We start from the raw sequence: 25,816 nt of genomic DNA on the forward strand, positions 1-25,816 counted from the left end.
CAAACGTCCCGGGGGGGTGCAGGGGGTCCTCCCCCGCAAACTACTTCGAGTCGGGCACCTGCAGGTCGGAGTGGACGATCTCCTCGATGGAGACGTCACGGAAGGTGAGCACCTTGGCGGACTTCACGAACCGTGCGGGCCGGTACATGTCCCAGACCCAGGCGTCGCCCATGGAGACCTCGTAGTAGACGTCCCCGCCCTCGGTGCGTACCTTCAGGTCGACCTGGTTGCACAGGTAGAAGCGCCGCTCGGTCTCCACCGCGTAGGAGAAGATGCCCACGACGTCCTTGTACTCGCGGTACAGCTCCAGTTCCAGGCGGGACTCGTAGGCTTCCAGGTCTTCTGTGCTCATGATGCAGTCACTCTAGCCGTTCGCCGGACGTTCTCGAATCGCATGCGGTGGATGGCGCAGGGCCCGAACTCGTCGAGCTTGGCCTGGTGCTCGGCGGTGCAGTAACCCTTGTGGACGTCGAAGTCGTAGCGGGGGTACTGGTCGGCGTAGTCGTTCATCATCCGGTCTCGGGTGACCTTGGCGACCACACTCGCGGCAGCGACGCAGGCAGCGACCCGGTCGCCCTTCCACATGGCCAGACCGGGCACGGGCAGCCCGTCGACGCTGAACCCGTCGGTGAGCACGAACCCCGGTGGGGTGCCCAGCCGGACGACGGCGCGGCGCAGCGCCTGCAGGTCGGCCACGTGCATGCCGAGCCGGTCACATTCGTCGGCCTCGATGGCCACCACGGCGACGTCGACGGCCTTGGCCATGATCTCGTCGTAGCAGCGTTCCCGCTGCCGAATGGTGAGCAGCTTGGAGTCGGCCAGGCCGGTGATCCGTCGCGCGGGCGTGTCGGCCAGGATCACCGCGGCGGCCACCAGGGGGCCGGCGCAGGCGCCGCGGCCGGCTTCGTCGGCCCCGGCGACCGGGGTCAGGCCGGCCCGGGCCAGTGCCCGTTCATAGCCGTAGAGGCCCTTGCCCGGACGAATCATGGTCAGCAGCCCACCCCGACGGGGTCGATCACCGGTTTCGCGGGTGCCGGGGAGCTGGGGTCGGGCACCTGGTCGAAGACGGCCGGGCGGCCCAGCGTCCCCATGCGGCTCAGCGGCGCCACCCGCAACTTGGCCGGGCCGACGATGTCGGCCATCGGGACGAAGGCGATCATGCCCTGCGGCTGCCCGTCATTGGTGATGGTGGCCAGGTGGCAGCGGGAGTCGCGGGAGGCGTTGCGGTTGTCTCCGAGGACGAAGACCCGGTCGGCGGGCACCACGACCCGGAACTCGATGGTCGCCGGGTCCGACCCGGGCCTCAGGTAGCTGGTCTCGTCGAGGGAGTAGCCGTTGATGACCAGCCGGCCCTCGGCATCGCAGCAGACCACCTCGTCGCCGGGCATCCCGATGATGCGTTTGAGCAGGTGGTTGGTGGAGGTGTCGGGCAGCAGCCCGATGAACTGCAGCACCCGACCGACGCCCTCACGGGGTGCCGGTGGGGCCTCGAGCCAGCCGCCCGGGTCCTGGAAGACGATGATGTCGCCACGCTGGGGGGTGAAGGGTTTGACCGCGACCACCCGGTCGCTGACCTGGACGGTGTCGGCCATCGACGCCGAGGGGATCACGAAGACCTGTCCCAGGAAGGCCCTGACGCCGGCGGAGATGATCAGCGCGAGGACGACGACGATGGCCAGTTCCCGCACGCCACGGCCGAGGGCACCGAGCCCGGACCGGGACCCGGAGCTGCCGGGGGGATTGTCGTTCGGGGTGGCGTCGCCGGCCGGGGTGGTCTCCTGCTGGTCGGGGGTCACGTCCTTGTCAGGGGCGTCAGAACTGGTCAACAGGTCGGGTCCTTCCCGGCTTCAATGATCGGATCGACGGGGGCGGGGTTGCCGGGGATGCCGGTGTAGATCCGCTGGTCGGCCGACAGGTCTGTGGCAGCCCACGGCCACCCCACTCTAGCCACTCGGGCTTCGATCCGGTCCGCGGTGACCATCGCCTCGATTCCCAGGCTCGACAGGTAACACGCGCTCGACGCGGAGCTCGGGGAGTCGCTGGCGACGAACCAGCGGCCTTCCGGTACGACGACCCGGAAGTGGTTGCCCGGCATCGCCGCCGGCACCGGGTGCCCGTTGACCAGCGGGGAACCGTTGCCGTCGCAGCAGCGGACCTCGTCGCCGGGCACCCCGATGATGCGCACCATCATGCGGGAGCCTTCCGGGGGGCGGGCGATCCGCAGCCAGCGCAGCGCCTTGGTCACCGAGCCCGGGTCGTCGGCCACCACGGCGTGCCAGCGCAGGTCGGGGATGATCACCACGATGTCGCCGCGCTCGGGGGTGGTCGGCTGCACCAGCCAGACCCGCTGCCCCGCGCGGATCAGCGGCTCCATGGTGGCATCGGCGCGGCCCGGTCGTCCGGCCACCGACCCCAGCAGGCCGACGGCCAGCAGCGTGGCCACCACGACCGCGGTCACCTCGACGACCGTGCGTGCCCGGGAGCGTCCCCGGGCACCGGCAGGAGCCGCCTCGGCGGCGGTGCCGGCCCGCGTTGGGCGCTGCGACAGGGGCATGCAGTCAGGGTATCGGCCCCACCCCTGCGTCGGGCGTCGACATCGTGGCCGAACCTGTGGAGAAACGGACGAACCCCGGCACGGGGCCGGGGTTCGTCGGTGTGGTGATGCCGGGGCACGCTCAGTTTGCGCGCTTCTCCTTGATCTTGGCTGCCTTGCCGCGCAGGCCGCGCAGGTAGTACAGCTTGGCGCGGCGCACGTCACCGTGGCGCTCGACCTCGATCTTGTCGATGATCGGGGAGTGCAGCGGGAAGGTGCGCTCGACGCCGGTGCCGAAGGAGACCTTGCGGACGGTGAACGACTCACGCACACCGCCACCGGTGCGGGCCAGCACGACGCCGGCGAAGACCTGGACACGGGAGCGGTTGCCCTCGACGACCTTCACGTGGACCTTCACGGAGTCGCCGGCGCGGAAAGCGGGGATGTCGTCGCGCAGCGAGCCTGCGTCCACAACGTCAAGAACGTGGTTCATGTTGGTTCCTCGTCAGTGCCACAGGTCACCTCGTCAGTTTCTGGAGCCGTGCCGTCGAACGATCCCCCTGTGGCAGGTGTCGAGGACGCGGCCGGTCACGCATGGGCGCAACAGCGCACCATTTTGCCACAGGCCCTTTGCAGGCACCTAATCGGGCTGCGCCGCCAAATTCGTGGCCGGGCCGTGCAACCGGCCCGTCCGTGACAGCGTATGCAAGGTGACCGAACGGCACCAGCCGGGCGGACCACACATCAGGAAGGGAGGCAGCGGTGGACGAGGCAAGTTTCGACAACCTGTACCAGACCTCATTCAACCGTCTCGTGGCCCAGATCTATGCCATGTGCGGGAACCTCACCGAAGCCCAGGATTGCGTCCAGGAGGCCTTCATCAGGGCCTGGGACAAGCGCAAGAAGCTGGACCAGGCCCAGTCCCCCGAGGCCTGGGTACGCACCGTGGCCTACCGCTTGGCGGTGAGCCGCTGGCGCAAGAACCGCAAGGCCTATCGTGACCCGGACCGGGCGGTTGAGTCACCGGTCAGCCGGGAGCCCAATCCCGACCGGGTCGCCCTGGACCGGGCACTGGCCCAGATCTCACCCGAGCAGCGCCGGGTGATCGTGCTGCATCACTTCGCCGACCTCACCGTCGCCGAGATCGCCCAGGAGGTAGGTGCCCCAGCCGGAACGGTCAAGGCGCGCCTGTCCCGCGGGCGAGCGGCCCTCGCCCCCTTCCTCACCGACACTGCGGAGGTGCGTCATGCCTGACCAGAACCACAACCTCGATCCATTCCAGAGTTTCCAGAAGGAGGCGGACGACGTGCCCAAGCTGTCCCCCGACGAAGTGCGCCGCCTCGGTGACCGTCGCCGGACCACCCGGCGAGTGGGTGTCGTGGGCGGGGTGGCAGCAGCGGCTGTCGTCGCGGTGACCGCGGTGGCGCTGAACCTTCCCCGCAGCATCGATGCCGACCCTGAGATCGCGCACACGGCCACCCCATCCCCGACCGCGACCAGCCCCCGCACGACCACGCAGCCCACCCCGACGGCACCGAGCACCCCGGCGCCCACCAGTTCGGAACCCAGCACGACGACCCCGCCGAGCACCACCGAGACCTCAACCACCGGATCGCAGACCACGGCGCCGGTGATCACTGAGCAGAACCTGCCAAGCGAGCAGGAGATCTACCTGGAGGCGCCCGGTGACACCCCTGCCCCGCTGTACCTGGAGGGCCTGTCCACCGCGAGCGAGGAACAGACCTTCTTCATCTGCGATGACGGGCTGGCCGACCAGCCGGGCATTGTCGCCGCCCGCTCGGCGATCTACCAGAGTGGCGGGATGGGTAATCGCGCACACCTGCTGCAGCTGGACTCCCCCGAACGGGCCCTGGAACTCGCGGCCACCATTCGCGAGTGGAACGCGACCTGCCCGTCACGGGTGCAGGGCAATACTGGCCAGCCGGCCCGGGCCGAGAACGAGACGACGATCACCGTCAATGGCGCTCAGGTCGATTTCTCGGTGCAGACCTTCAATGTCACCGAGGAGGAAGGGCTGTGGAACGGCATCCTGGTGATCGTCTCCGGTGACCGGGTGCTGATCATCGGCGACTTCGTCCGCGGTCAGGATTACAACTCAGTCGGCCCCTACCTGCATGGTCAGGACGAGAACCTGCCACTGGTGCCCACCGCGCGTGAGCTCGAAACGATCATTGAGCGGATGAACGGCTGAGCAGGCGGACGAGTCCCTCACGCACCGGGCCCCCGGAACCTTGGCTGGTTCCGGGGGCCGGTGCGTGGCAGTGCTGACGATCTACTTGCCGTCGGCCTTGAACAGCGACTTCATCAGTTCACGGTTCAGCGTGCTGATCGACGCCAGCGGGATGCCCTTCGGGCAGACCTGGGCGCACTCACCGATATTGGTGCAGCCGCCGAAACCTTCATCGTCGTGCTGGGCAACCATGGACTTCACGCGGCTGTAGCGCTCGGGCTGGCCCTGGGGAAGCATCGCCAGATGGGTGATCTTCGCCGAGGTGAACAGCATCGCCGACCCGTTGGGGCAGGCAGCCACGCACGCCCCGCAGCCGATGCAGGTGGCGTTGTCGAAGGCAACGTCCGCCTGCCGCTTGGGGGCGGGGGTGGCGTGGGCGTCCGGCGCGGAACCGGTGTTCACCGAGATGTAGCCGCCGGCCTGGATGATCCGGTCGAGGGCCGTGCGGTCGACGACGAGGTCCTTGATGACCGGGAAGGCGCCGGCCTTCCAGGGCTCGATGTCGATCACGGCGCCGTCGGCGAACGAACGCATGTGCAGCTGGCAGGTGGTGGTGTGCTGGCCGCCGTGGGCGACGCCGTTGATCACCACGCCGCAGGCACCGCAGATGCCCTCGCGGCAGTCATGGTCGAAGGCGACCGGTTCCTCGTCGCGCTCGGTGAGGTGCTCGTTGAGCAGGTCGAGCATCTCCAGGAAGGACATGTCCTCCGAGACCCCGTCGAGCGGGTAGGACACCATCTTGCCGGGCGTCTTGGCGTTCGGCTGGCGCCAGATTCGCAGTGTGACCTTCACTTGTAACTCCTCTGCTTCAGCTCGATCGCCTTGTAGTTCAGCTCTTCCTTGTGCAGGATCGGCTTGGCGTCCTCCCCGGCCCATTCCCAGGCACCGACGTAGAGGAACTGGTCGTCGTGACGCAGCGCCTCGCCTTCCTCGGTCTGCGACTCACCACGGAAGTGACCGCCGCAGGACTCGCGCCGGTGCAGGGCATCGATGCACATGAGCTCGCCCAGCTCGAAGAAGTCGGCCAGTCGGCCGGCCCGCTCGAGGGTCTGGTTGAAGTCCTCGTTCACACCGGTGACCTTGACGTTGCTCCAGAACTCCTGCTTGAGCGCGCGGATCTTCTCGATCGCGAGCTTCAGGCCGTCCTCCCAGCGCTCCATGCCGCAGTACTCCCACATGATGCTGCCGAGTTCCTTGTGGAAGGAGTCGACGGTGCGGGTGCCCTTGATCGACAGCAGCTTGTCGATGCGGCCCTTGGCCGACTCGAGCGCCTCGACGGCAGCCGGGTGGCTGGCGTCGATCTTCTCGAAGGGGGCATCGGCCAGGTAGTCGTTGATGGTGTTCGGCAGGACGAAGTAGCCGTCAGCCAGACCCTGCATCAGCGCCGAGGCACCCAGTCGGTTCGCACCGTGGTCGGAGAAGTTGGCCTCACCGGTGACGTACAGGCCGGTGATCGAGGACTGCAGGTCGTAGTCAACCCACAGGCCACCCATGGTGTAGTGGACCGCCGGGTAGATGCGCATCGGCACCTCGTAGGGGTCCTCACCGGTGATCTGCTTGTACATGTCGAACAGGTTGCCGTACTTGGCCTCGACGGCATCCTTGCCCAGTCGTCCGATGGCCTCGGCGAAGTCGAGGTAGACACCACGACGCATCTCACGCTCGTTGCCGTCGTGGTCGCGTTCCTTGACCGCAGGGCCGACACCGCGGCCGTCGTCACACATGTACTTGGCCTGCCGCGAGGCGATGTCACGAGGCACCAGGTTGCCGAAGGACGGGTAGATCCGCTCCAGGTAGTAGTCGCGGTCCTCCTCGGGAATCTGGCGGGGGTCCTTGTCACAGTCCTCGGCCCGCTTGGGCACCCAGATGCGACCGTCGTTGCGCAGCGACTCCGACATCAGCGTCAGCTTCGACTGGGTCTCGCCGTGCACGGGGATGCAGGTGGGGTGGATCTGCGTGTAGCAGGGGTTGCCGAAGTAGGCACCCTTGCGGTGTGCCCGCCAGGTGGCGGTCACGTTGCAGCCCATGGCGTTGGTCGACAGGAAGAACACGTTGCCGTAGCCACCGGTGGCGAGCACCACGGCGTCGGCGAAGTGCGCCTCGATCTTGCCGGTGACCATGTCACGGGTCACGATGCCGCGCGCCCGGTCGTCGACGACGATCAGCTCGATCATCTCGTGACGGGTGTGCATCTTCACCGTGCCGGCCGCGACCTGGCGCTCCAGCGCCTGGTAGGCACCGATCAGCAGCTGCTGGCCGGTCTGGCCGCGGGCGTAGAAGGTGCGCTGCACCTGCACGCCACCGAACGAGCGGGTGTCCAGCAGGCCGCCGTACTCGCGGGCGAAGGGAACTCCCTGGGCGACGCACTGGTCGATGATGTTGGCGCTGACCTCGGCGAGCCGGTAGACGTTGGTCTCGCGGGCGCGGTAGTCGCCGCCCTTGACCGTGTCGTAGAACAGCCGGTAGGTCGAGTCACCGTCGTTGCGGTAGTTCTTCGCCGCGTTGATGCCGCCCTGGGCAGCGATCGAGTGGGCGCGCCGCGGGCTGTCCTGGTAGCAGAAGTTCAGCACGTTGTAGCCGGCCTCGCCCAGGGTTGCGGCAGCCGCACCACCGGCCAGGCCCGTGCCGACGATGATGACGCTCAGCTTGCGTCGGTTCGCCGGGTTGACCAGCTTGGCCGAGAACACGCGGTTCTTCCACATGTTCTCGATGGGCTGGCTCAGGTCTGCCTTGGTGTCAGCGATGTCCGCGCCGACCTCCCAGTACTCCTGGGCGGCGGGCTGGGTGTTCTCGGTGAGGGTGTCGGTCACGGGATGACTCCAATCAGGATCAGCACGGGCGGGATCATGAAGCCCACGAACAACAGGCCGGCGACAATGTTCGCCAGGGCCTTCAACAGCTTGCGGGCCCCCTTGCTGGTGTTCGCGCCGAGGGTCGTGAAGGCGCTGTGGAATCCGTGCGCGACGTGCATGCAGACCGCGATCATCGCGATGGCGTAGGCCAGCACGACCCACCACTCGCTGAACCCGGCCAGCACACGGTCGTAGGGGGCCAGGGTGGTGACGCCCTCGTCGTAGCCGAAGCGCAGCACCTCAGCGGTGTACTGCAGGATGTGCATCACCACGAACAGCACGATGATGATGCCGCCCCAGATCATGGTGCGGGCAGCGTAGCTGCGCTCCATGCGACGGGAGCGGGCGTAGCGCACGGAACCGGCGCTCTGCCGCGCACGGTTGCGCAGCTTGAACGCCGACCACATGTGCAGGATGACCGAAGCCAGCAGGACGATCCGGAACAGCCAGAGGAACACGCCTTCCGGCAGCGCCGGGTACAGCAGCGTGCGCAGCCAGTGCGAGTACTCGTTGAACTCCAGGCCGTCGTCAGGCAGCAGCATCTTGAAGTTGCCGAACATGTGCGCGAGCAGGAAGGCGACCAGAATCAGTCCCGTGATGGCCATGATGACCTTCGACGCCACTGTCGATCGCGTGGCTCGCTGATGGGTAGTTAGTGTCGTTGCCACGCACCACACACTAGCCACTGACGAGCACCGATAATCCTCGGCACCACGAAAGTCGAGGAATGTACCCGCGTCCGTTTGATAACGCAACGAGCCAGTGCGCAAAATCACGTTGGATTCGTGACATTCCTCACAGCGAACCCGTCAGAACGCTGAGAACCGTTCAGCCGACGCAGGAGGGGCGCTGCGCCGGCGAGGAGCAGTAGGCCCTGCCGAAACGCCAGTCAGCGGGGGCCAGTTCGGCCATGGTGACCAGGGTGTAGCCCTTCTCCCGCAGCTGGTTGACCACCGCGGTGGTGGCGGCCCGGGAGTTGCCGTGGATGTCGTGCATCAGGATCACACCGCCGTCGTCGACCTGCTTGTTGACTGCGGCCAGGATCGCGTTCTGTGCCCCCTGGGGTGAGGCCTTGGAATGCTTCCAGTCCTCGGTGTCGACGCTCCACAGGGCCACGGCCATGCCCTGCTTGCCGGTGATGCCGTCGGAGGACTTGTTGCGCGCCCCGTAGGGCGGGCGCAGGAACAGCGGGTCGGCACCGGTCAGTTCGCGGATGTTGTCGGCCGACATGGTGACCTGCCTGGTCAGCAACTCGCCACCGGTGCGGCTCATCTGGTTGTGCACCTGGTTGTGGGAGGCGATCTCCATGCCGTTGGCGGCGGTGGCGGTGAGCATCTTCGGGAAGTTGTCGACCGAGGTGCCGAGCACGAAGAAGGTGGCCGGCGCCTTCAGCGCGTTCAGCTGGTCGAGGACGTCCTGGGTCTGCGGGACGGGGCCGTCGTCGAAGGTCAGCGCCACGCACTTGGCGACCTGGCAGTCGGTGCCCAGCACCAGCTGGGGCCGCTTGTCGACGACCGGCGCCGGGGTCGACGATGCCGTGGACGAGGGGCTGGACGAAGAGCCCGAGGTGGTGGTGGCCGTCGGGGTGGCGCTGGGCGACGGCGTCGTCGTGGATGGCTTCCCGACCACGGTCGGGTCGAAGGGCAGGAACCTCTCGGGGGTGGCGGCTGCGGTCGGGTATCGCGCAGCCGCCCGGGCGTGGGTGCCGAACTGGGAGAGCATGCCCGCCGCCTGGTCACCGGGGACGACCACCGGCGCGATGGTGCTGCCGTCGACCACCTGGAAGTGGACGACCAGGTCACCGGAGGCCGAGAACCCGATCGCCGGTCCGGCCCCGTTGGGGAATGTGGGTTCGGCGAGTTGGGTGGCGGCCTGGTCCCCGGATTCACCGGCCAGTTCGCGCACCGCGGCGACGAAGCCTTCCCACTGGGCCGGGGCGATCAGGGCGGGTGAGGCGAAGGAGTGGTTGGTCTGCGGGTCGTAGTGGACGATCGCCGTGTTCGTCCCGGCCGGGGTGGTGGCCTTCAGCGCGACCGCCAGGGCCTTGGTCGAGCTGGCGACCAGGGTGGGGGTCACCGTGAGCTGGCCGCCGCCGTCCCAGTGGTGTTGGCGCACGACCTGGCCGCGGACGATGTCGAGGCTGTAGGCCAGACCGGGCATCTCGTGGGTGACCAGCAGGTTGGTCACCGTCAGCCCCTCATGGGTCAGGGTGCCCCGGCCGGCGTCGAGCAGGGCCTGGTCGACGGTGGCGAACTCGGCGTCCTGCGCGGGCTCGGTCGGGGTGGCCTCGGCATCGGTGGAGATCCCGGTCGGGTTGCTGGTCGGGTCGTCCGCCCCGATCGTCGAGCAACCGGTCACCAGTGCCACCGACGCGACCAGCGCGAGCAGCGGGGTGAACCAGCGGGCGGGGAAGGAGGTGGCGCGCGCCATGGCAACGATTCCGATCTCGGGACTGCGATTCACCAACATCATCACATTGTTGTGAATCAGCTCAGGGGACCATCCCATGCTACGCCCGAGGGGCTCACCGGCCCGCAGGATGTGCTTCCCGGCGTGCCTCGCCCCATCGGCCGGCACCGGGCGCCGAGTTGCGCAGGTCAGTCCCGGAGCAGGTCGGGGCGACGCTGCCGGGTCAACTCCAGGGCCTGTTCGCGGCGCCAGGCCGCGATTCGGGCGTGGTGACCGCTGAAGAGCACCTCGGGGACGTCCAGCCCGCGCCACTGCGGCGGCTTGGTGTAGACGGGGTATTCCAGCAGTCCGTCGTTGCCCTCGGAGTGGGACTCCTCCTGCAGGGATTCCGGGTTGCCGATCACCCCGGGGACCAGTCGCACGACGGCCTCGACCATGGCCAGGGTGGCGACCTCTCCCCCGTTGAGGACGTAGTCGCCCAGGCTGAGTTCGCGCACCTGGACCCGCCCCCGGGCGTGCTCGACCACCCGCCGGTCGATGCCTTCGTAGCGGCCGCAGGCGAAGACGAGCCGCTGCCGGGTCGACAGGTCGGTGGCGATCGGTTGGCTGAACCGTTCCCCGCTCGGGCTCGGGAACACCAGCACGGTGTCCTCGTCGGGCACGCTGTCGCCGAGCAGGTGGTCCAGGGCCTCACCCCACGGCTCGGGCTTCATCACCATGCCGGCGCCCCCGCCATAGGGGGTGTCGTCGACGGTGTGGTGGCGGTCATGGGTCCACTGGCGCAGGTCGTGCACGTCGACCTGCAGCAGCCCCGCCTCGATGGCCTTGCCGACCAGGCTCAGGCCGAGCGGGGCGAAGTAGTCGGGGAAGATGGAGACGACATCGATCCTCACGGGGCGCCCCGTTCCGCGTCCTCGTCGTGACCTTTGGCTTCGTCGTCACCGTCGTCGTCACCCTCGTCGGCCAGCAGGCCGGGCTGGGCGACCAGTTCGACCTCACCGGCGGCCAGGTCGACCCGGGGCACCAGTTCGGTGACGAAGGGGACCATGCGTTCCTCGCCATCGACGTCGATGACCAGCAGGTCCTGGGCGGGCAGGTGGACGACCTGGCTGACCTCGCCGACCACGGTGCCGTCGGCCAGGACGGCCTGCAGCCCGACCAGCTGCCGGTCGTAGTACTCGTCGTCCTCCTCGGGCAGTTCGGCAGGGTCCACGTCGCAGACCAGCACCGTGCCGCGGGCGGCCTCAGCGGCGTTGCGGTCGTCCATGCCCTGGAAGTGGACCATCAGCCGGCCACCGTGCCAGGCCGATTTGGTAACCGTGAGGGTGCGCCGCGACCCCTCGACCCGGACGACCGCCCCGGTCGCGAAGCGGCGTTCAGGTTCGTCGGTGCGCAGGTCGATCATCACGTCACCGCGGATGCCGTGCGCGCGACCCACCACCCCGATGGTGACCTCGATCGAGCGTGGCATGGGGTCCTCCCGGGTGTCTCAGGTGTGTCAGGTTTCGTGTACCGACGGCGACACCCCGCCCGGACTGGACCGAACGGGGTGTCTCGTGGTGTTGCCTCAGCGGCGGGGGCCGCGCCGGTCGACGTCGACGAAGTCGACGCGAACCTGCTCACGGCCGGCCAGTGCACTGATGACGGTGCGCAGGGCCTGCGCGGTGCGCCCTTGGCGCCCGATCACCTTCCCGATGTCCTCGGGGTGGACGTGCACCTCGAGCATGCGGCCACGGCGCAGGTCCTTGTCCTTGACCCGCACGTCATCGGGGTGCAGGACGATGCCACGGACCAGGTGCTCCAGCGCTTCACTCAGCACGATCAGGCCTCGTCGGCCGGGGCCTCGGCCTCGGCGGTGTCCTCAGCAGCGGCTTCCTCGGCAGCGGGCTCCTCAGCCGGGGCGTCCTCGGCGGGGGCGTCCTCGTCGGCAGCCTCCTCCTTGGCCTTCTTGGTGGTGATGGCTGCGGTCTTGGGAGCAGCATCGTCCTCGGCCAGGGCGGCGTTGAACAGGTCGAGCTTGTTGGGCTTCTCGGGCTGCGGGTCGACGCCCGACGGCGAGGTGTCGCCGCTGAACTGCTGCCAGTCACCGGTGCGCTTGAGGATGGCCACGACGGCCTCGGTCGGCTGGGCGCCGACGCCCAGCCAGTACTGCACGCGCTCGGAGTTGACCTGAATGACCGACGGGTCGTTCTTCGGGTGGTAGATGCCCACCTCTTCGATCGCCTTGCCGTTGCGCTTGGCGCGCTCATCGATGACGATGATGCGGTAGTGGGGCGAGCGGATCTTGCCGAGGCGCTTCAAACGAATCTTGGTTGCCACGTTTGTGGTTCTCCTGTTGGGATGTCCGGGTTGTCCGGTACGAGCTGGTGGGGGCGCCGTCCACGTGTGGGGCACATGTCGGCAACTCCCGAGGAATCATCGCCACAGCACGGTGAGAGGGCATGCAGGGGCAGAAGACGCATCGACCAGTCTGCCAGATACCGGCCCCGGGAGCGAAACCGGACGATGCGGCTCAGCGCGCCGGGACGAGCTTGCCGCGCAGCAGGATGAACTTCGGGTGCTTGACCGCGGTCATGTCGTCCAGCGGATTGGTCTCGAAAATGACCAGGTCGGCGCTGGCGCCCTCCTCGATGCCGGGCACCCCCAGCCATTCGCGGGCACGCCAGCTCGCCGCACCCAGCGCGAACTCGGTGTCACCGATGCGGGTCAGTTGTTCCACCTCGTCGGCCACCAGCCCGTGGGCCATCACCCCGCCGGCGTCGGTGCCGGCGAAGATCGGCACGCCCGCCTCGCGGGCCTTGCCGAGCACATCGAGCCGGGTGGCGTACAGCTGCCGCATGTGGGCGGCGTAGGCGGGAAACTTCGACTCCCCCGCGGCGGCGATGTCCGGGAAGTTCTCCAGGTTGATCATGGTCGGCACCAGCGCCACCTGCCGCTCGGCCATCTGTTCGATCACCTCGTCGCTCATCCCGGTGCCGTGCTCGATGCCGTCGATGCCGGCCTCGACCAGCTCGGCCACCGACTGTTCCTCGAAGCAGTGCGCGGTCACCCTGGCGCCGAGTTCGTGGGCGCGTTCGATGGCCTGCTGGGCCACCGCCGGCGGCCACAGCGGGGCCAGGTCACCGGTGTCGCGGTCGATCCAGTCCCCCACGAGCTTCACCCAGCCATCACCGTTGGCGACCTGCTTCTCGACGGTCGCGACGAGCTCTTCGGGGTCGACCTCGTCGGCGAAGTTGCGGATGTAGCGCCTCGGCCGGGCGATGTGGCGCCCGGCCCGGATGACGCGGGGCAGGTCCTCGCGCTCGTCGATCCAGTGGGTGTCGGCCGGTGACCCGGCGTCCCTGATCAGCAGGGTGCCGGCGTCGCGGTCGGCGAGCGCCTGCTGCTCGGCCTCCTCCGGGCTGACCTCACCGCCGTGCCCGAGCCCGATGTGGCAGTGGGCATCGACCAGTCCTGCGACGATGAAGCAGTCCTCGGCGATCGTCACCGCGTCGGCGACCGGCTCGGTTCGGATCACCCCCTCGCTGATCCACAGGTCGCGTGGCTCAGTGCCGGGCAGCACCACGCCGCGCACGTGCAGGGCACCGTGGAAGTGTGGCTGGTCGCCGGCGACGTGGGTGTGCACCACCCCACCGTGGCTGTGGGTGTGGAACAGTTCGGCGCCCGGGGAGGCCAGGTCATGGGGGTGCTGGTGGTCGTGGCCCATGGGGCGAGTCAATCAGATTTGCTAGGATTTCACGCGGAGTCGACAACCCGACTCGCGGACGAGGGAGCAGTACCCGCACCACGACAAGACTGACTCATGGAGGAGTTCGTCATGGCCTGGTTCGTCCTGGTCCTGTCCGGAATGCTGGAGGCCGTGTGGGCCACCGCGCTTGATGCTTCGGACGGTTTGCGTCGTCGTGGCCCCGTGATCGTGTTCCTGGTGGCCGTCACCCTCAGCATGGCTGGTCTCGCGTGGGCGATGACCTCACTCCCCACGGGCACTGCCTATGCGGTGTGGGTCGGCATCGGTGCCACGCTGACGGTGCTGTGGGGTTTCATCACCGGCCAGGAGGCCGCGACCTGGTTGCGGGTGCTGCTGCTGGTGGTGCTGATCGGCTCGGTGGTCGGCCTGAAGGCGGTGAGCTGAGATGCCGTGGCTGATCCTGTTGGCCAGCGCCGTGCTGGAGGCGGTCTGGGCGACTGCCCTGGGCCAGTCGGAGGGGTTCACCCGCGTCGGGCCGACGATCCTGTTCGCCGTGGCCGTGGTGCTCAGCATGCTCGGGCTGAGCCGCGCCATGAAGGACATCCCGATCGGGACGGCCTATGCCGTGTGGACCGGGGTCGGGGCCGCGCTGACGGTCACGTGGGCCCTGCTCACCGGCGCCGAGTCGGCCTCGGTGTGGAAGGTCGTCTTCCTGGTCGGCATCATCGGGGCGGTGGTCGGGCTCAAGCTGGCACCCGACCCGCGTCCGGTGGCCGCCGACGAGGAAGCCGGCTGAGGCACCCGGACCCGGGTCAGCGGGGACCCTTGTTCTGCTGGTTGAACATCTGCTGCAGCTGCGGCGGCAGTTCGAAGTCCTGCATCGCGGCCGACAGGTCTGCCGGGTCGGGCTGGCCACCGCCGAACCCGAACGCGCTGGCCGGGTCGACCGGCGGCGCGGCCTCGGGACGACCGCTGGCCTGGGCGGCGCGCTTGGCGGGGTTGCCCGAGGTGCCCTTCTTGTTCTTGGAGCCCTTCTTGGCCTGCTGCTTCTTCGGTCGTCCGCCGCCGAGGCCACCCATGCCGGGCATGCCCGGCATCCCGGGCATGCCGCCGCTGGCCATCGACTGCATCATCTTGCGGGCCTCGACGAAGCGGGTGACCAGCTGGTTGACGTCACTGACCTGGACGCCGGCGCCCTTGGCGATGCGGGCCCGGCGTGAGCCGTTGAGGATGCCGACGTCGGCGCGTTCGGCCGGGGTCATCGAGTAGATGATGGCCTCGACGCGGTCGACCTCCTTCTCGTCGATGTTGGCGATCTGGTCCTTCATCGCCCCCATGCCGGGCAGCATGCCGAAGATCTTCGACAGCGGGCCCATCTTGCGCATCTGCTGCATCTGGCCCAGGAAGTCACCCAGGGTGAAGGTGCCCTTGCCGGCCAGCAGTTTCTCGGCGGCCAGCTTCGACTGCTCCTGATCGAAGGTCTTCTCGGCCTGCTCGATCAGGGTGAGCATGTCGCCCATGCCGAGGATGCGGCTGGCCATCCGCTCGGGGTGGAAGACGTCGAAGTCCTTCAGCCCCTCACCGGAGGAGGCGAACATGATCGGCTTGCCGACCACCTTGGCGATCGACAGGGCGGCACCGCCGCGGGCGTCGCCGTCCAGCTTGGTCAGCACGACACCGTCGAAACCGACGCCCTCCTGGAAGGCGATGGCGGTGTTGACCGCGTCCTGGCCGATCATGGCGTCGACCACGAACAGCACCTCGTCCGGGTTGACGGCGGCCTTGATGTCAGCGGCCTGCTGCATCAGTTCGGCATCGATGCCGAGGCGGCCGGCGGTGTCGACGATCACGACGTCGTAGAGGCGCTGGGTGGCGACCTGCATGGCCGAGTGGGCCACCTGGATGGGGTCGCCGACGCCGTTGCCGGGTTCGGGGGCGTGGACGTGCACCCCGGCGCGCTGGCCGACCACCTGCAGCTGGTTGACCGCGTTGGGGCGCTGCAGGTCGGCGGCGACCAGCAGCGGGGAATGGCCCTCGGACTTCAACCAGTGGGCGAGCTTGCCGGCCAGGGTGGTCTTGCCGGCACCCTGCAGGCCGGCCAGCATGATGACGGTCGGCCGGGGAGGCTTGGCGAAGCGGATGGTGCGGGTGTCACCACCGAGGATCTCGATGAGTTCCTCGTTGACGATCTTGATGATCTGCTGGGCGGGGTTGAGCACCTGCGACAGTTCGAGGCCCAGGCAGCGTTCCCGGACGTTGGCGATGAACTCCTTGACCACCGACAGGTTGACGTCGGCCTCGAGCAGCGCGATGCGGATCTCACGCATGGTCTGGTCAATGTCGGCCTCGGTGAGCCGGCCCTTGCCACGCAGGCCCTTGAAGGTGGCGGCAAGCCGGTCCTGGAGATTCTCGAACACGGTGTCCTCTTCGGTCGCGGGGCACCGGGACGAGCACGTCAGCCGGGCCGCCTGAACGGTCAGGGACCCATGTTACTGCCTCACCCCGACACCCCGGTGATTCCTCCTCGCGAGGGTGCCGGTACGGGGTGCCGGTGGGCGTGCCTCGGTGTGGCGTGCGGCGGTAGTTACTCGCCGAGGATGCCGGCGACGAAGCCCTCGGTGTCGAACGGTGCGAGGTCGTCGACGCCCTCACCGAGCCCGATCAGCTTGACCGGCACGCCCAGTTCGCGCTGCACGGCGACGACAATGCCGCCCTTGGCCGACCCGTCGAGCTTGGTCAGCACGATGCCGCTCACGTCGACCACGTCACCGAAGATGCGGGCCTGGGTGAGCCCGTTCTGACCGGTGGTGGCATCGAGCACGAGCAGCACCTCGGTGACCGGCGCCTTGCGTTCGATGACCCGCTTGACCTTGCCGAGCTCGTCCATCAGGCCGGTCTTGGTGTGCAGGCGCCCGGCGGTGTCGATGATGACCACGTCAACCCCCTGGGCGATGCCGGTCTCGACGGCCTGGAAGGCCACCGAGGCGGGGTCGGAGCCCTCGGGGCCGCGGACGGTCTCGACGCCGACCCGCTCACCCCAGGTGGTCAGCTGCTCGGCGGCAGCGGCGCGGAAGGTGTCGGCGGCGCCGAGCAGCACGGTCTTGCCCTCGGCGACCAGCACGCGGGCCAGCTTGCCGACGGTGGTGGTCTTTCCGGTGCCGTTGACGCCGACCACCAGCACGATCGCGGGCAGGCCGTCGCTGCCGGTCAGGTTGAGGTGCCGGTCGAGGTCGGGGTTGACCAGCTTCACCAGTTCGCGGCGCAGCACGCCACGGGCCTGGGCGGGGTCGGAGATGCCGTCGACGGCCAGTTCCTTGCGCAGGGTGGTGACCAGTTCGGTCGAGGGCCCCACGCCGAGGTCGGAGCTGATCAGGGTCGCTTCGAAGTCGTCCCACGTGTCGGCATCGATCTTGTCACTGGACAGCAGGTCGGCCAGGCCACGGGCCAGCACGTTGTTGGAGCTGGCCAGGCGGCGGCGCAGGCGGGCCAGCCGGGAGCCGGCGGCCTCGGGGACCTCCAGGCCGCGCTCCGGGGTCGTGGTCGGGGTCGGCCCGGTCGTGGGCGCTTCAGGGGCGGGAACCTCGGTGGAGGGAGCCTCGGTGGGCTGTTCCTCACCCGGCAATTCCGGGGTGGGTTCGTGCTCGACCTCCTTGGGGCCGAACTTGGCCACCAGGTAGGCGACGCCCGTGAGGGCGATCATGAGGCCGATGATGATCCACGCAACGAGTTCCCAGTTCACGTGAACATCCTAGGCATGACCGGGCAGGGCCCCGGCACCACCTCAGCGCTTGGCGACTTGGCGCACCCTTTCGCTGCTGGTCTCGTAGAACTGGACGAGCGAGGCCGGCGCCTCGGCGTCGCCGTTGAGATGCTTGGCCACGGTGCCCAGGCGTTCGGCGACGGCCGGGTTGCGGTCGCTCATCTTGCCGCGCATCCCGATGGCGACGACGGCGGTGACGGCGAGCGCCAGGACCACGATGATGATCATGGCCACCACGACTGCGGACATTGGACCGACCCCCTCAACAGATTTCACGCGCCGGCATGGCCAACACGCCCGTCCCATTCTTTCACTTCGACCCAAACCGGCCCACTCGCGCGCGGCGTGTCGGCGCTGAGGTCTGAGCAAACAAGTAGCCAGAGACGCGAATCCGGAGTTTTGCCACCAGGTGAGGCCGCTGGTTACTCCTTTGTCGGGTCAACTCAGGCAGAAGCCTCGTCCCGGAGCCGCTGCGAGACCACCGTGGAAACCCCGTCGCCGCGCATGGTGACCCCGTAGAGGGCATCGGCGATCTCCATGGTGCGTTTCTGGTGGGTGATCACCAGCAGCTGGGAGCGTTCCCGCAGTTCCTCGTAGATGCCCAGCAGGCGGCCCAGGTTGGTGTCGTCCAGGGCGGCCTCGACCTCGTCCAGGATGTAGAAGGGGCTGGGCCGGGCCATGAACAGGCTGACCAGGAAGGCCACAGCGACCAGGGAACGCTCACCGCCTGACAGGAGTGAGAGCCGCTTGACCTTCTTGCCGGCCGGGCGGGCCTCGACGTCGACCCCGGTGGTGAGCCATTGGCCGGGTTCGGTGAGCACCAGGCGTCCCTCCCCGCCGGGGAACAGCCGCGAGAAGACGTGTTCGAAGGTGCTTTCGACGTCGGCGTAGGCGGCGGCGAAGACCTCTTCGACGCGCCGGTCGACCTCGGCGATGATGTCGACCAGGTCCTTGCGGGTCTGCTTGAGGTCCTCGAGTTGTTCGGCCAGGAACGCGTGGCGTTCCTGCATCGCGTCGAACTCCTCCAGGGCGAGCGGGTTGACCCGCCCCAGCACCTGCAGGTTGCGTTCGGCGGCACGCAGCCGCTTCTCCTGGGCCTCCCGGACGAAGGCGACGGGCTCTGGCTGCTGCTCGTCGTCAGCCCTCACCGGCCTGCCGTCGGGGTGCACCAGCACCGGGACGAGCTGGTCGGGTCCGTACTCCTCGAGCAGCACCTGCGGGGCCAGCGCGAGTTCGTCCATCGCCTTGTCCTGCAGGGTCTCGATACGCATGCGCTGCTGCACCCGGGCCATCTCGTCGCGGTGGGCCCCCTGGACGAGCGTGTCGAGCTCGCCGGCGGTCTCACGCACCGCGCGACGGGCCTGGGTCAGTTCGGTGTCGGCCTGCTGGCGGTGCGCTTCGGCGGCGGCGCGTTCGGTGCCGGCGATCCCACGGGCGGCCTCGGCCTGTTCCAGCAGCCACACGGCGGCCAGGTGCACCGCGCGGGCCGCCTCGGCCTCGCGGCGTTGCTGCTGCGCGCGGGCCTCGGCGCGGGCCCGCTGGCTGCGTTCGTGCTGGGCGGCTCGCAGCAGTGAGTCGGCACGCCCGGCCAGTGCCTTGGCCCGTTCCTCGGCGGTGCGCAGCGCGAGCCGGGCGTCCATCTCGGCCTGCCGGGCGGCGCGGGCGACCAGGGCGAGCTCGTCACGTTCCTCGGAGTCAGGTTCGGCCAGGTCGGTGTCGGCCGAGGCACGCTCGAGGCGTTCCCGCAGTTCGTCGAGGGCCAGCTGGTCGTGCTCGCGTTTGGTGGCGGCCTCCGCGGCGGTGGTTTCCAGCCGGTCCGCCTCGGCGCGGGCGGCCCGGGCGGTCTCGGAGAGTTGGCCCAATCGTTCGGACAGGGCCGCCCATTCGGCGTCGGAAGCGTGCAACCGGGCCAGTGCCGCCTGTTCGCGTTCCTTGGCGCTGGCGTGGGCGTGGGTCTTCTCGGCGATGGCGAACCGCAGCCGCTCCAGGTCGTGCTCGACCGTGCCGAGCTGGGTCGTGGCCTGGTCGATGGCGGCCTGCACCTCGATCAGGCTGGCCCCGCCTCCGGTGCCGGCGGCCGCGTACCAGCTCGACAGCAGGTCACCGTCGCGGGTGACCACCGTGGCCTCCGGGAGTTGCTCGACCAGGCTGCGGGCCGCCGGCAGGTCCTCGACCAGGGCCACCTTGTGCAGCAGCCGGGTGAGCGCCCCGTCCAGAGATTCGGCGACCGTGACGACATCGCGGGCCCACACCGCACCGGCGGGCAGGCTCGGCCAGTCGTCCCGGCTGACCTGCGAACCACCCAGTAGCAGCCCGGCGCGGCCCAGGGCTTCGGTTCGGACGTGGTCGACGGCAGCCAGGGCGGCATCGAGGTCGGCCACGGCCACGGCTTCGGAGGCCTGCCCAAGGGCGGCCGAGACCGCGGCTTCCCAGCCGGTCCGCACCTGCACCAGGGCAGCCACCTGCCCGAGCAGGCCGCGCAGGCTGTCCCCGGCGGCCAGCAGTGAGGCGTTCGCGTCGGCGCGCTCCAGGCCGAGGCCGAGGGCTTCGAGGCGTGCCTGCAGCGAGGCCCGTTGCTGGGACAGTTCGCCGGCCTCGGCCTGGAGACTGGCCAGGGCGGCCTCCAGCTCGCTGACATGGTCCCCGGCGGCCTCGTACTCCTCGTCCAGGCCGCCTTCGCCGGCGTCGAAGCCGGCCATCGTCGACTCCAGCCGGGTGAACTCGGCGGTGGCTTCGGCGGCGCGGGTGAGGGCGTCGCTGCGGCGGGCCTCGAGCCGGGCTGCCTCGTCGGCCCCGGCGTCGAGGCGTGACTTCAGCGAGTTGACCTGGCCGGTGAGCCTGGCCAGTCCTTCGCGGCGGTCGGCGATGGCGCGCAGCTGTGCGGCGTGGGCCTTCTCCGCCTCGGCCAGGGCCTGCTCCGCCTCGGTGCGGGCGGTGGTGGCCGCAGTCATGTCGTCACCGCGGGCCGCGACATCCTCACGCAGCCGGTTCTCCTGGTCACGGACCTCGGCTGCTTCGGCCTCCAGCGATTCGGGGTCGCGGCCGCCGCGCTGCGGGTCGGGCTGTGCGTCGGCGTGCCGCATCCGTTCGGCGGCAATCTGCCTAGTGGTCTGGATGCGCTCGGCCAGGGCGGCCAGGCCGTACCAGTTCTCCTGGGCGGCGTTGACCCGCGGCTGGGCTTCGCTGACCAGCTGTTCGGCCTCGGCTTCGCGGCGGCGGGCTTCGGCGAGCGCGTGTTCGGCGCGGGCCCGGGCGGCCGCGTGGGCGCGTTCGTCGGCCAGGTCCGATTCGAGCGCGAGCGTGGCCTGGGTGAGGTCGTCGGCGAGCAGCCGGGCCTTGGCGTCACGCAGTTCCGCGGCGATGACCGCGGCCTTGCGGGCCAAGTCAGCCTGTCGTCCGAGCGGTTTGAGTTGTCGGCGGATCTCACTGATCAGGTCATTGAGCCGGTCGAGGTTGGCGGCGGTCGACTCGAGCTTGCGCTGTGCCTTCTCTTTGCGCTTGCGGTGCTTGAGCACCCCGGCGGCCTCTTCGATGAAGCCGCGGCGGATCTCGGGGGTGGCCTGCAGGATGGTGTCGAGCTGTCCCTGGCCGACGATCACGTGCATCTCGCGGCCGATCCCGGAGTCGCTGAGCAGTTCTTGCACGTCGAGCAGTCGGGCGGGGTTGCCGTTGATCTGGTACTCCGAGCCACCGGAGCGGAACATGGTGCGGCTGATGGTGACCTCGGTGTAGTCGATCGGCAGCGCACCATCGGTGTTGTCGATGGTCAGCACCACCTCGGCGCGGCCCAGCGGTGCTCGTCCGGTGGTGCCGGCGAAGATGACGTCCTCCATCTTGCCGCCGCGCAGGCTCTTGGCGCCCTGCTCACCCATCACCCAGCTGAGCGCGTCCACGACGTTGGACTTGCCCGAGCCGTTGGGGCCGACGATGCAGGTGACCCCCGGCTCGAAGTTCATGGTGGTGGCCGAGGCGAATGACTTGAACCCGCGCAGGGTCAGCGACTTGAGGTACACCGGCTACTCCCCCGGGCCGCCGACGCCCTGGGACTCGGTTGCCGGGGACGAGGCGGCACTGTCGGGCTGCTGGTCACGCAGGCCGCGCCGGAAGCGGGCCGAGCGGAAGGTCCACAGCTTGTTGACCACGAAGTTGATCGGCATGGTCACCGCGATCTGGATGAGGGTGGCCCAGTACAGCTTGGTGCGCAGCCCGTTGGAGTCGTCCATCCAGTCGATCTGGCCCAGGTACAGCGGGGAGTCCACCTTCAGCAGCAGCGTCTGGATGCCCAGCCCGACCACCAGCGCAACCAGCCCGATGCTCATGAATGAGGCCAGCCCCTTCCACCAGGGGGCGTGGTGGGCGGTGCTGCGGAAGGTCCATGACCGGTTCAGCTGGTAGTTCCAGGTGTTGGCCACGAGGAAGGCCGCCACCGCGATGACGTGGTACCAGTACACGCCGAAGGGCGTCGCGGGGATCGGGAACACCCGGTCCTGGTAGTGCGGCACCAGCCACTTCAGCACGATGGTGACCGCGAGGTTCACCAGGATGCCGGACCCGCCGACCATGCCGAACTGGATGAACTGACGCAGGTGGCGGCGACTGCGAGCGACGTTGGACTCATTCACAATGGCACGACTCTAGTCGTCAACCGCGCCCGGCCGGGCGCTGACGGGGCCGCCGCTGGCACGTTGGGCACCGGTACGAGCTGCGGTTCATGAAGGGTTCTCGGACGATCGGGCTGCCGCAACGCAGGCACGGCAGCCCCTCGCGGCCGTAGGCCTGCAGCCCGCGCTCGAAGTAGCCGGACTCGCCGTTGACGTTGACGTAGAGCGCATCGAAGCTGGTGCCGCCCACCGCCAGGGCCTCGGCCATCACCTGGTGGCCGTGCTCGAGCAGTTCCAGCACCCGTGGCCTGGTCAGCCGGGCACCGGGCTGGTCGTAGTGCACCCGGGCGCGCCACAGGGTCTCGTCGACGTAGATGTTGCCGAAGCCGCTGACGATGCGTTGGTCGAGCAGCAGCCGCTTGATGCCGCTGTTGCTGCGCCGGAGGCGGGCCCCGGTCGCCGCCGGGTCGAAGACCGGCTCGAAGGGGTCGGGGGCGATGTGGCTGATCTCGCTGGGCAGTTCGGCCCCACCCGGGCTCAGGGACAAGCCACCGAACATGCGCTGGTCGACGAACCGCACCTGGGCACCGTCGGACAGGTCGAAGGTGACCCTGGTGTTGCGCGGCAGCGGGTCGTCCGGGGCGTTGATGCGGAACTGGCCGCTCATGCCCAGGTGGGCGAGCATGGCGTCACCGTCGTCGAAAGGCAGCCACAGGTACTTGCCGCGGCGACGCGGCGTGGTGAAGGTGCGTCCGGTGGTCTCGGCAGTGAAGCCGTCAGCCCCAGCGGGGTGGCTGCGCACCGGGCGCGGGTGCAGCACCCGGGTGGCGGTGATCGTGCGGGCGGTGATGGTGGACTCGAGGCCTGCCCGCACCACCTCGACTTCCGGCAGTTCCGGCACGCCGGTTCACCCCTCGGCTTCGGCGGCTGCCCGCTCGAGCGCCCTGGTGATGCGGCGGTAGGCGACCTCGGCGGCCCGGATCTCGGCCAGGCGCTTCGAGGTGCCGTCGCCGGTGCCACGCTTCTCGCCGTCGACCAGCACGCTGGCCTCGAAGCGTCGTTTGTGTTCGGGGCCCGACTGGGTGTGTTCGTAGGTGGGGTGCCCGAGTCCGGCGGCGACGCAGACCTCTTGCAGGGAGGTCTTCCAGTCCAGTCCGGGGCCGAGGGCTGCGGCCTTGTCGACCAGCGGGACGAACAGGTGGCGCACGAACGCCGAGGAGCCCTGGGCGCCGGCCTCCGACAGGTGGATCGCGCCGATCAGGGCCTCGGTGGTGTCGGCCAGGATCGAGTCCTTGTCGTGGCCGCGGGTGTTCACCTCGCCCTGGCCGAGCTTGATCATCGGCCCGAGCTCGAGGCTGCGGGCGACCCCGGCCAGGCTGTGCGCATTGACCACGGCGGCCCGCATCTTCGCGAGGTGGCCCTCGGGCAGGTCGGGGTAGGCCTGGTACAGGTGCTCGGTGACCACGATTTCGAGCACCGCGTCACCCAAGAACTCCAGCCGCTCGTTGTGGGGGCCGTTGCCGTTCTCGTAGGCCCATGAGCGGTGCGTCAGGGCAAGCACAAGGAGCTGGGGGTCGATGGGGACACCCAGCTCCTGGAGCAGTTCATGGAAGCGGCTCACGCCGCCCAGTGTGGTCAGCGCGGGGCTGACGGGCACGCTCAGGCCTCGAGGACCTGACGACGCTCGCCCTTGGGGCCGTACTGGCCGCAGGCGGGGCAGGCGGTGTGCGGCAGGTGGGCCTCACGGCAAGCAGGGTTGGCGCAGACCACCGTGCTGACGACAGTGGTCTTCCACTGCGAACGACGGTGGCGGGTGTTGCTGCGGGACATCTTCCGCTTGGGAACAGCCACGGTTCTCTCCTCGATCATCCGGCCGGCGGGCCGGAAATGTGTCCGGCGATGCCGGTGTGGTCCTGTCCGGCCGGGGCCGGGTGTCTAGCTCAGTTCTCCGCGTCCTCGGTCAGGTCCAGGAGTTTGCCCCAGCGGGGGTCAATCCTGTCCTCATGACCGTGGTCGGGATCGTCGTTGAGGTTGGCGCCACACAGGACGCACAGACCTGCACAATCTTCCCGGCACAAGGGCGTGAAGGGCAAATCGAGCACCACGGCATCCCGGATCAACGGCTCCAGGTCGACACGTTCGTCGACGACCAGGTGGGCGTCCTCCTCGATGTCGTCGTCCGGGTAGAAGAACAGTTCCTGCAGGTCCAGTTCGAGGTCGTCCTCGATCGGGCGCAGGCACCGCGCGCACTCCCCGGCCAACTCCACCTCGGCGGTTCCCGAGACGTAGACCCCTTCGACGACTGACTCGAGCCGGAGCTCGAGGTCGACGTCGGAGCCTGCTGGCACCCCGATCATCTCCAACCCCAGGCCCTGCGGTGCAGGCACGGTCCGGGTGACCTTCTTCATCGTTCCGGCGCGACGACCCAGCTCATGGACCTCGAGGACGAGGGGTGAGCGGGCATCAAGGGAATGCTGACGAGTGTTCATGACCAGACCTTCTGCACCACACAGGTGTGTGGGGGTGTTGATGACCGACGCACAACTTTACGCGCTCGGGCCGGTTCCCCCAAATCGGACGAGTGTTCCCGGCGCGGCGGCGGTGCCCGCGTCAGTCGTTGCTGTTGTTGCGGGCGATGCGGGCCACCAGCGCCTCGTTGACCAGCGGCGGCAGGAACTTGGCCACGTCACCGCCGAACCAGGCGATCTGGCGCATCATCGTCGAGGACACGGTGCCGAAGGTGGGGCCGGCCGGCAGGAAGATCGTCTCGATGTCGCCCGCGTGCTGGTTCATGTGGGCCATCTGCAGTTCGTAGTCGAAGTCCGAGGCGAAGCGCAGGCCCTTGACGATGGCCTCGGCGTCGTGGGCGTGGCAGAAGTCGACCAGCAGCCCGTCGATGAACTCGACGCTCACGCCCTCGACATCGGCGAGCACAGCGCGGGCCAGGTCGAGGCGTTCCTCGGCGCTGAACAGGTGCTGCTTGCCGGAGTTGCGCCCGACGGCCACCACCACTTCACCGAACAGGTCGCGGGCACGCCGGATGATCTCGACATGTCCCAGGGTGATCGGGTCGAACGACCCGGGGCAGGCAACCTTCACGGTGTCTCCTCGTTCTCGGGTTCGGTGGGGGCGAACCAGTACAGGATGGTCTCACCGTAGCGGCGTTCCCAGGCCTCGGCGTGCTCCAAGGCCGGGGCCGGGCCCCTGCCGGACCGCTCGACCACGACCACCCCGTCGGGGCGGACCCAACCGTTGTCGCGGACCGCGGCCAGCACCGCGTCGATGGCGGTGACCTGGATGTGGTAGGGCGGGTCGAGCCAGACGACGTCGTAGGCCGCCCCGGGGTTCGGTACCCCCACCACCGCTTCGGCGCGCGCGCAGCGGCTGGTGGCTGTCAGCCTGCTCGCCTCGATGTTGCGTCGGACGACGGCGTGGGCACGGGCATCGGACTCGACCAGCAGCACCGGCTGCGCTCCCCTGCTGGCGGCCTCCAGGCCCATCGCCCCGGAGCCGGCATACAGGTCGAGGAAGGACAGGTCGGCCAGTTGCTCGTCGACCGGCTGGTCGGCGCTGCCGTTCCAGCTCGCGAGCACCGAGAAGAAGGCTTCCCGCACCCGGTCGGTGGTGGGCCGGGTGGAGGCACCATCCGGTGTCTCCAGTCGTCGTCCCTTGGCGGTTCCTGCCACGATCCTGCTCACCGGACGAGCCTAGCGAACCCCCGC

29 protein-coding genes and 1 riboswitch are annotated in these 25,816 nt (G+C 68.9%); of the genes, 4 read left to right on the forward strand and 25 right to left on the reverse strand.

The features are described 5' to 3' along the window. Positions 1–40: 40 nt before the first annotated feature. The 5 genes from ACQE3C_RS07285 to rplS form a co-directional block, all read right to left on the reverse strand. Positions 41–352 (reverse strand): DUF2469 domain-containing protein, encoded by a 312-nt coding sequence (locus ACQE3C_RS07285; RefSeq protein ID WP_434538518.1) that lies wholly within the window; start codon positions 350–352, stop codon positions 41–43. Further along, positions 349–987, reverse strand: a complete 639-nt coding sequence (locus ACQE3C_RS07290) for a ribonuclease HII (RefSeq protein WP_434538519.1) — start codon at positions 985–987, stop codon at positions 349–351. Before ACQE3C_RS07290 ends, ACQE3C_RS07285 begins: the two co-directional genes overlap by 4 nt. A gap of 2 nt (positions 988–989) precedes the next feature. After that, positions 990–1,826 carry a signal peptidase I gene (lepB, locus tag ACQE3C_RS07295; protein ID WP_434538520.1) on the reverse strand — a complete coding sequence of 279 codons (837 nt, stop codon included), beginning with the start codon at positions 1,824–1,826 and terminating at the stop codon, positions 990–992. After that, complete coding sequence (locus tag ACQE3C_RS07300; RefSeq protein WP_434538521.1) at positions 1,823–2,554, reverse strand: S26 family signal peptidase; 732 nt, start codon at positions 2,552–2,554, stop codon at positions 1,823–1,825. Before ACQE3C_RS07300 ends, lepB begins: the two co-directional genes overlap by 4 nt. Before the next feature lie 121 nt (positions 2,555–2,675). Continuing rightward, a complete protein-coding gene (gene rplS / locus ACQE3C_RS07305) occupies positions 2,676–3,026 on the reverse strand; it encodes a 50S ribosomal protein L19 (protein ID WP_434538522.1) in 351 nt (116 codons plus the stop codon). A 269-nt stretch (positions 3,027–3,295) separates the two neighbouring features. On the opposite strand from rplS, the gene ACQE3C_RS07310 reads away from it, so the two are divergent. Together ACQE3C_RS07310 and ACQE3C_RS07315 are read left to right on the forward strand one after the other, a co-directional pair. Further along, on the forward strand, positions 3,296–3,787 hold the full coding sequence (locus tag ACQE3C_RS07310) for an RNA polymerase sigma factor (protein ID WP_434538523.1): 492 nt from the start codon (positions 3,296–3,298) through the stop codon (positions 3,785–3,787). Beyond that, positions 3,780–4,745, forward strand: coding sequence for a hypothetical protein (locus ACQE3C_RS07315; RefSeq protein WP_434538524.1), 966 nt, complete (start codon positions 3,780–3,782; stop codon positions 4,743–4,745). Before ACQE3C_RS07310 ends, ACQE3C_RS07315 begins: the two co-directional genes overlap by 8 nt. An 81-nt stretch (positions 4,746–4,826) precedes the next feature. Here ACQE3C_RS07315 and ACQE3C_RS07320 read toward each other — a convergent pair whose 3' ends face one another. The 9 genes from ACQE3C_RS07320 to ACQE3C_RS07360 all read right to left on the reverse strand — a co-directional run bounded on the left by ACQE3C_RS07320 (position 4,827) and on the right by ACQE3C_RS07360 (position 13,751). Then, positions 4,827–5,576: a succinate dehydrogenase/fumarate reductase iron-sulfur subunit gene (locus ACQE3C_RS07320; protein ID WP_434538525.1), complete on the reverse strand. Its 750-nt coding sequence runs from the start codon at positions 5,574–5,576 to the stop codon at positions 4,827–4,829. Further along, positions 5,573–7,594, reverse strand: coding sequence for a fumarate reductase/succinate dehydrogenase flavoprotein subunit (locus ACQE3C_RS07325; RefSeq protein ID WP_434538526.1), 2,022 nt, complete (start codon positions 7,592–7,594; stop codon positions 5,573–5,575). Before ACQE3C_RS07325 ends, ACQE3C_RS07320 begins: the two co-directional genes overlap by 4 nt. Beyond that, positions 7,591–8,259, reverse strand: a complete 669-nt coding sequence (locus ACQE3C_RS07330) for a succinate dehydrogenase cytochrome b subunit (protein WP_434538527.1) — start codon at positions 8,257–8,259, stop codon at positions 7,591–7,593. Before ACQE3C_RS07330 ends, ACQE3C_RS07325 begins: the two co-directional genes overlap by 4 nt. Positions 8,260–8,464: 205 nt before the next feature. Then, the gene (locus ACQE3C_RS07335; protein ID WP_434538528.1) at positions 8,465–10,066 is read right to left on the reverse strand and encodes a polysaccharide deacetylase family protein; all 1,602 of its coding nucleotides are present in this window, start codon (positions 10,064–10,066) and stop codon (positions 8,465–8,467) included. A 167-nt stretch (positions 10,067–10,233) separates the two neighbouring features. Then, the gene (trmD, locus tag ACQE3C_RS07340; protein WP_434538529.1) at positions 10,234–10,938 is read right to left on the reverse strand and encodes a tRNA (guanosine(37)-N1)-methyltransferase TrmD; all 705 of its coding nucleotides are present in this window, start codon (positions 10,936–10,938) and stop codon (positions 10,234–10,236) included. Then, on the reverse strand, positions 10,935–11,516 hold the full coding sequence (gene rimM / locus ACQE3C_RS07345) for a ribosome maturation factor RimM (protein ID WP_434538530.1): 582 nt from the start codon (positions 11,514–11,516) through the stop codon (positions 10,935–10,937). The genes trmD and rimM overlap by 4 nt, the downstream gene beginning before the upstream one ends. Before the next feature lie 96 nt (positions 11,517–11,612). Next, positions 11,613–11,864 carry an RNA-binding protein gene (locus tag ACQE3C_RS07350; protein WP_434538531.1) on the reverse strand — a complete coding sequence of 84 codons (252 nt, stop codon included), beginning with the start codon at positions 11,862–11,864 and terminating at the stop codon, positions 11,613–11,615. 2 nt (positions 11,865–11,866) lie between these two features. Further along, a complete protein-coding gene (gene rpsP, locus ACQE3C_RS07355) occupies positions 11,867–12,364 on the reverse strand; it encodes a 30S ribosomal protein S16 (protein ID WP_434538532.1) in 498 nt (165 codons plus the stop codon). A 193-nt stretch (positions 12,365–12,557) separates the two neighbouring features. Then, entirely contained in the window at positions 12,558–13,751 is a 1,194-nt protein-coding gene (locus ACQE3C_RS07360) for an amidohydrolase family protein (RefSeq protein WP_434538533.1), read from the reverse strand. A 33-nt stretch (positions 13,752–13,784) separates the two neighbouring features. Beyond that, positions 13,785–13,850: riboswitch (guanidine-III (ykkC-III) riboswitch) on the forward strand. Between ACQE3C_RS07360 and ACQE3C_RS07365 the strand changes: the two genes are divergently transcribed. Beyond that, positions 13,848–14,177 (forward strand): DMT family transporter, encoded by a 330-nt coding sequence (locus tag ACQE3C_RS07365; protein ID WP_434538534.1) that lies wholly within the window; start codon positions 13,848–13,850, stop codon positions 14,175–14,177. (Overlaps the previous riboswitch by 3 nt.) A 1-nt stretch (position 14,178) precedes the next feature. Continuing rightward, positions 14,179–14,529: a DMT family transporter gene (locus ACQE3C_RS07370; RefSeq protein ID WP_434538535.1), complete on the forward strand. Its 351-nt coding sequence runs from the start codon at positions 14,179–14,181 to the stop codon at positions 14,527–14,529. Positions 14,530–14,545: 16 nt separating this feature from the next. Here ACQE3C_RS07370 and ffh read toward each other — a convergent pair whose 3' ends face one another. From ffh to rsmD, 11 genes are all read right to left on the reverse strand, one after another. After that, positions 14,546–16,150: a signal recognition particle protein gene (gene ffh, locus ACQE3C_RS07375; RefSeq protein WP_434538536.1), complete on the reverse strand. Its 1,605-nt coding sequence runs from the start codon at positions 16,148–16,150 to the stop codon at positions 14,546–14,548. A gap of 167 nt (positions 16,151–16,317) precedes the next feature. Then, positions 16,318–17,472 (reverse strand): signal recognition particle-docking protein FtsY, encoded by a 1,155-nt coding sequence (gene ftsY / locus ACQE3C_RS07380; RefSeq protein ID WP_434538537.1) that lies wholly within the window; start codon positions 17,470–17,472, stop codon positions 16,318–16,320. Positions 17,473–17,514: 42 nt separating this feature from the next. Then, complete coding sequence (locus ACQE3C_RS07385; protein ID WP_434538538.1) at positions 17,515–17,742, reverse strand: hypothetical protein; 228 nt, start codon at positions 17,740–17,742, stop codon at positions 17,515–17,517. Between the two features lie 194 nt (positions 17,743–17,936). After that, the gene (gene smc / locus ACQE3C_RS07390; RefSeq protein WP_434538539.1) at positions 17,937–21,506 is read right to left on the reverse strand and encodes a chromosome segregation protein SMC; all 3,570 of its coding nucleotides are present in this window, start codon (positions 21,504–21,506) and stop codon (positions 17,937–17,939) included. A gap of 3 nt (positions 21,507–21,509) precedes the next feature. Then, entirely contained in the window at positions 21,510–22,115 is a 606-nt protein-coding gene (locus ACQE3C_RS07395) for a GtrA family protein (RefSeq protein WP_434538540.1), read from the reverse strand. A gap of 19 nt (positions 22,116–22,134) precedes the next feature. Next, positions 22,135–22,995, reverse strand: coding sequence for a bifunctional DNA-formamidopyrimidine glycosylase/DNA-(apurinic or apyrimidinic site) lyase (gene mutM / locus ACQE3C_RS07400; protein WP_434538541.1), 861 nt, complete (start codon positions 22,993–22,995; stop codon positions 22,135–22,137). A 6-nt stretch (positions 22,996–23,001) separates the two neighbouring features. Then, positions 23,002–23,715, reverse strand: a complete 714-nt coding sequence (gene rnc / locus ACQE3C_RS07405; protein ID WP_434538542.1) for a ribonuclease III — start codon at positions 23,713–23,715, stop codon at positions 23,002–23,004. 38 nt (positions 23,716–23,753) lie between these two features. Then, a complete protein-coding gene (rpmF, locus tag ACQE3C_RS07410; protein WP_434538543.1) occupies positions 23,754–23,945 on the reverse strand; it encodes a 50S ribosomal protein L32 in 192 nt (63 codons plus the stop codon). A gap of 89 nt (positions 23,946–24,034) precedes the next feature. After that, positions 24,035–24,583 (reverse strand): YceD family protein, encoded by a 549-nt coding sequence (locus tag ACQE3C_RS07415; protein ID WP_434538544.1) that lies wholly within the window; start codon positions 24,581–24,583, stop codon positions 24,035–24,037. Positions 24,584–24,704: 121 nt separating this feature from the next. Beyond that, entirely contained in the window at positions 24,705–25,193 is a 489-nt protein-coding gene (coaD, locus tag ACQE3C_RS07420) for a pantetheine-phosphate adenylyltransferase (RefSeq protein ID WP_434538545.1), read from the reverse strand. After that, positions 25,190–25,792 carry a 16S rRNA (guanine(966)-N(2))-methyltransferase RsmD gene (gene rsmD, locus ACQE3C_RS07425; protein ID WP_434538546.1) on the reverse strand — a complete coding sequence of 201 codons (603 nt, stop codon included), beginning with the start codon at positions 25,790–25,792 and terminating at the stop codon, positions 25,190–25,192. The genes coaD and rsmD overlap by 4 nt, the downstream gene beginning before the upstream one ends. Between the last annotated feature and the right edge of the window lie 24 nt (positions 25,793–25,816).

The organism is Aestuariimicrobium sp. Y1814, from assembly GCF_050113895.1.
Lineage (GTDB): Bacteria > Actinomycetota > Actinomycetes > Propionibacteriales > Propionibacteriaceae > Aestuariimicrobium.

What these genes read in the sequence shown, in the direction of transcription:
- ACQE3C_RS07285 (WP_434538518.1), bottom strand. Translation starts at nt 352, where the DNA reads ATGAGCACAGAAGACCTGGAAGCCTACGAGTCCCGCCTGGAACTGGAG.
- ACQE3C_RS07290 (WP_434538519.1), bottom strand. Translation starts at nt 987, where the DNA reads ATGATTCGTCCGGGCAAGGGCCTCTACGGCTATGAACGGGCACTGGCC.
- ACQE3C_RS07300 (WP_434538521.1), bottom strand. Translation starts at nt 2,554, where the DNA reads ATGCCCCTGTCGCAGCGCCCAACGCGGGCCGGCACCGCCGCCGAGGCG.
- rplS (WP_434538522.1), bottom strand. Translation starts at nt 3,026, where the DNA reads ATGAACCACGTTCTTGACGTTGTGGACGCAGGCTCGCTGCGCGACGAC.
- ACQE3C_RS07315 (WP_434538524.1), top strand. Translation starts at nt 3,780, where the DNA reads ATGCCTGACCAGAACCACAACCTCGATCCATTCCAGAGTTTCCAGAAG.
- ACQE3C_RS07335 (WP_434538528.1), bottom strand. Translation starts at nt 10,066, where the DNA reads ATGGCGCGCGCCACCTCCTTCCCCGCCCGCTGGTTCACCCCGCTGCTC.
- rimM (WP_434538530.1), bottom strand. Translation starts at nt 11,516, where the DNA reads ATGCCACGCTCGATCGAGGTCACCATCGGGGTGGTGGGTCGCGCGCAC.
- ACQE3C_RS07360 (WP_434538533.1), bottom strand. Translation starts at nt 13,751, where the DNA reads ATGGGCCACGACCACCAGCACCCCCATGACCTGGCCTCCCCGGGCGCC.
- ACQE3C_RS07365 (WP_434538534.1), top strand. Translation starts at nt 13,848, where the DNA reads ATGGAGGAGTTCGTCATGGCCTGGTTCGTCCTGGTCCTGTCCGGAATG.
- ACQE3C_RS07370 (WP_434538535.1), top strand. Translation starts at nt 14,179, where the DNA reads ATGCCGTGGCTGATCCTGTTGGCCAGCGCCGTGCTGGAGGCGGTCTGG.
- ACQE3C_RS07385 (WP_434538538.1), bottom strand. Translation starts at nt 17,742, where the DNA reads ATGTCCGCAGTCGTGGTGGCCATGATCATCATCGTGGTCCTGGCGCTC.
- ACQE3C_RS07415 (WP_434538544.1), bottom strand. Translation starts at nt 24,583, where the DNA reads ATGAACACTCGTCAGCATTCCCTTGATGCCCGCTCACCCCTCGTCCTC.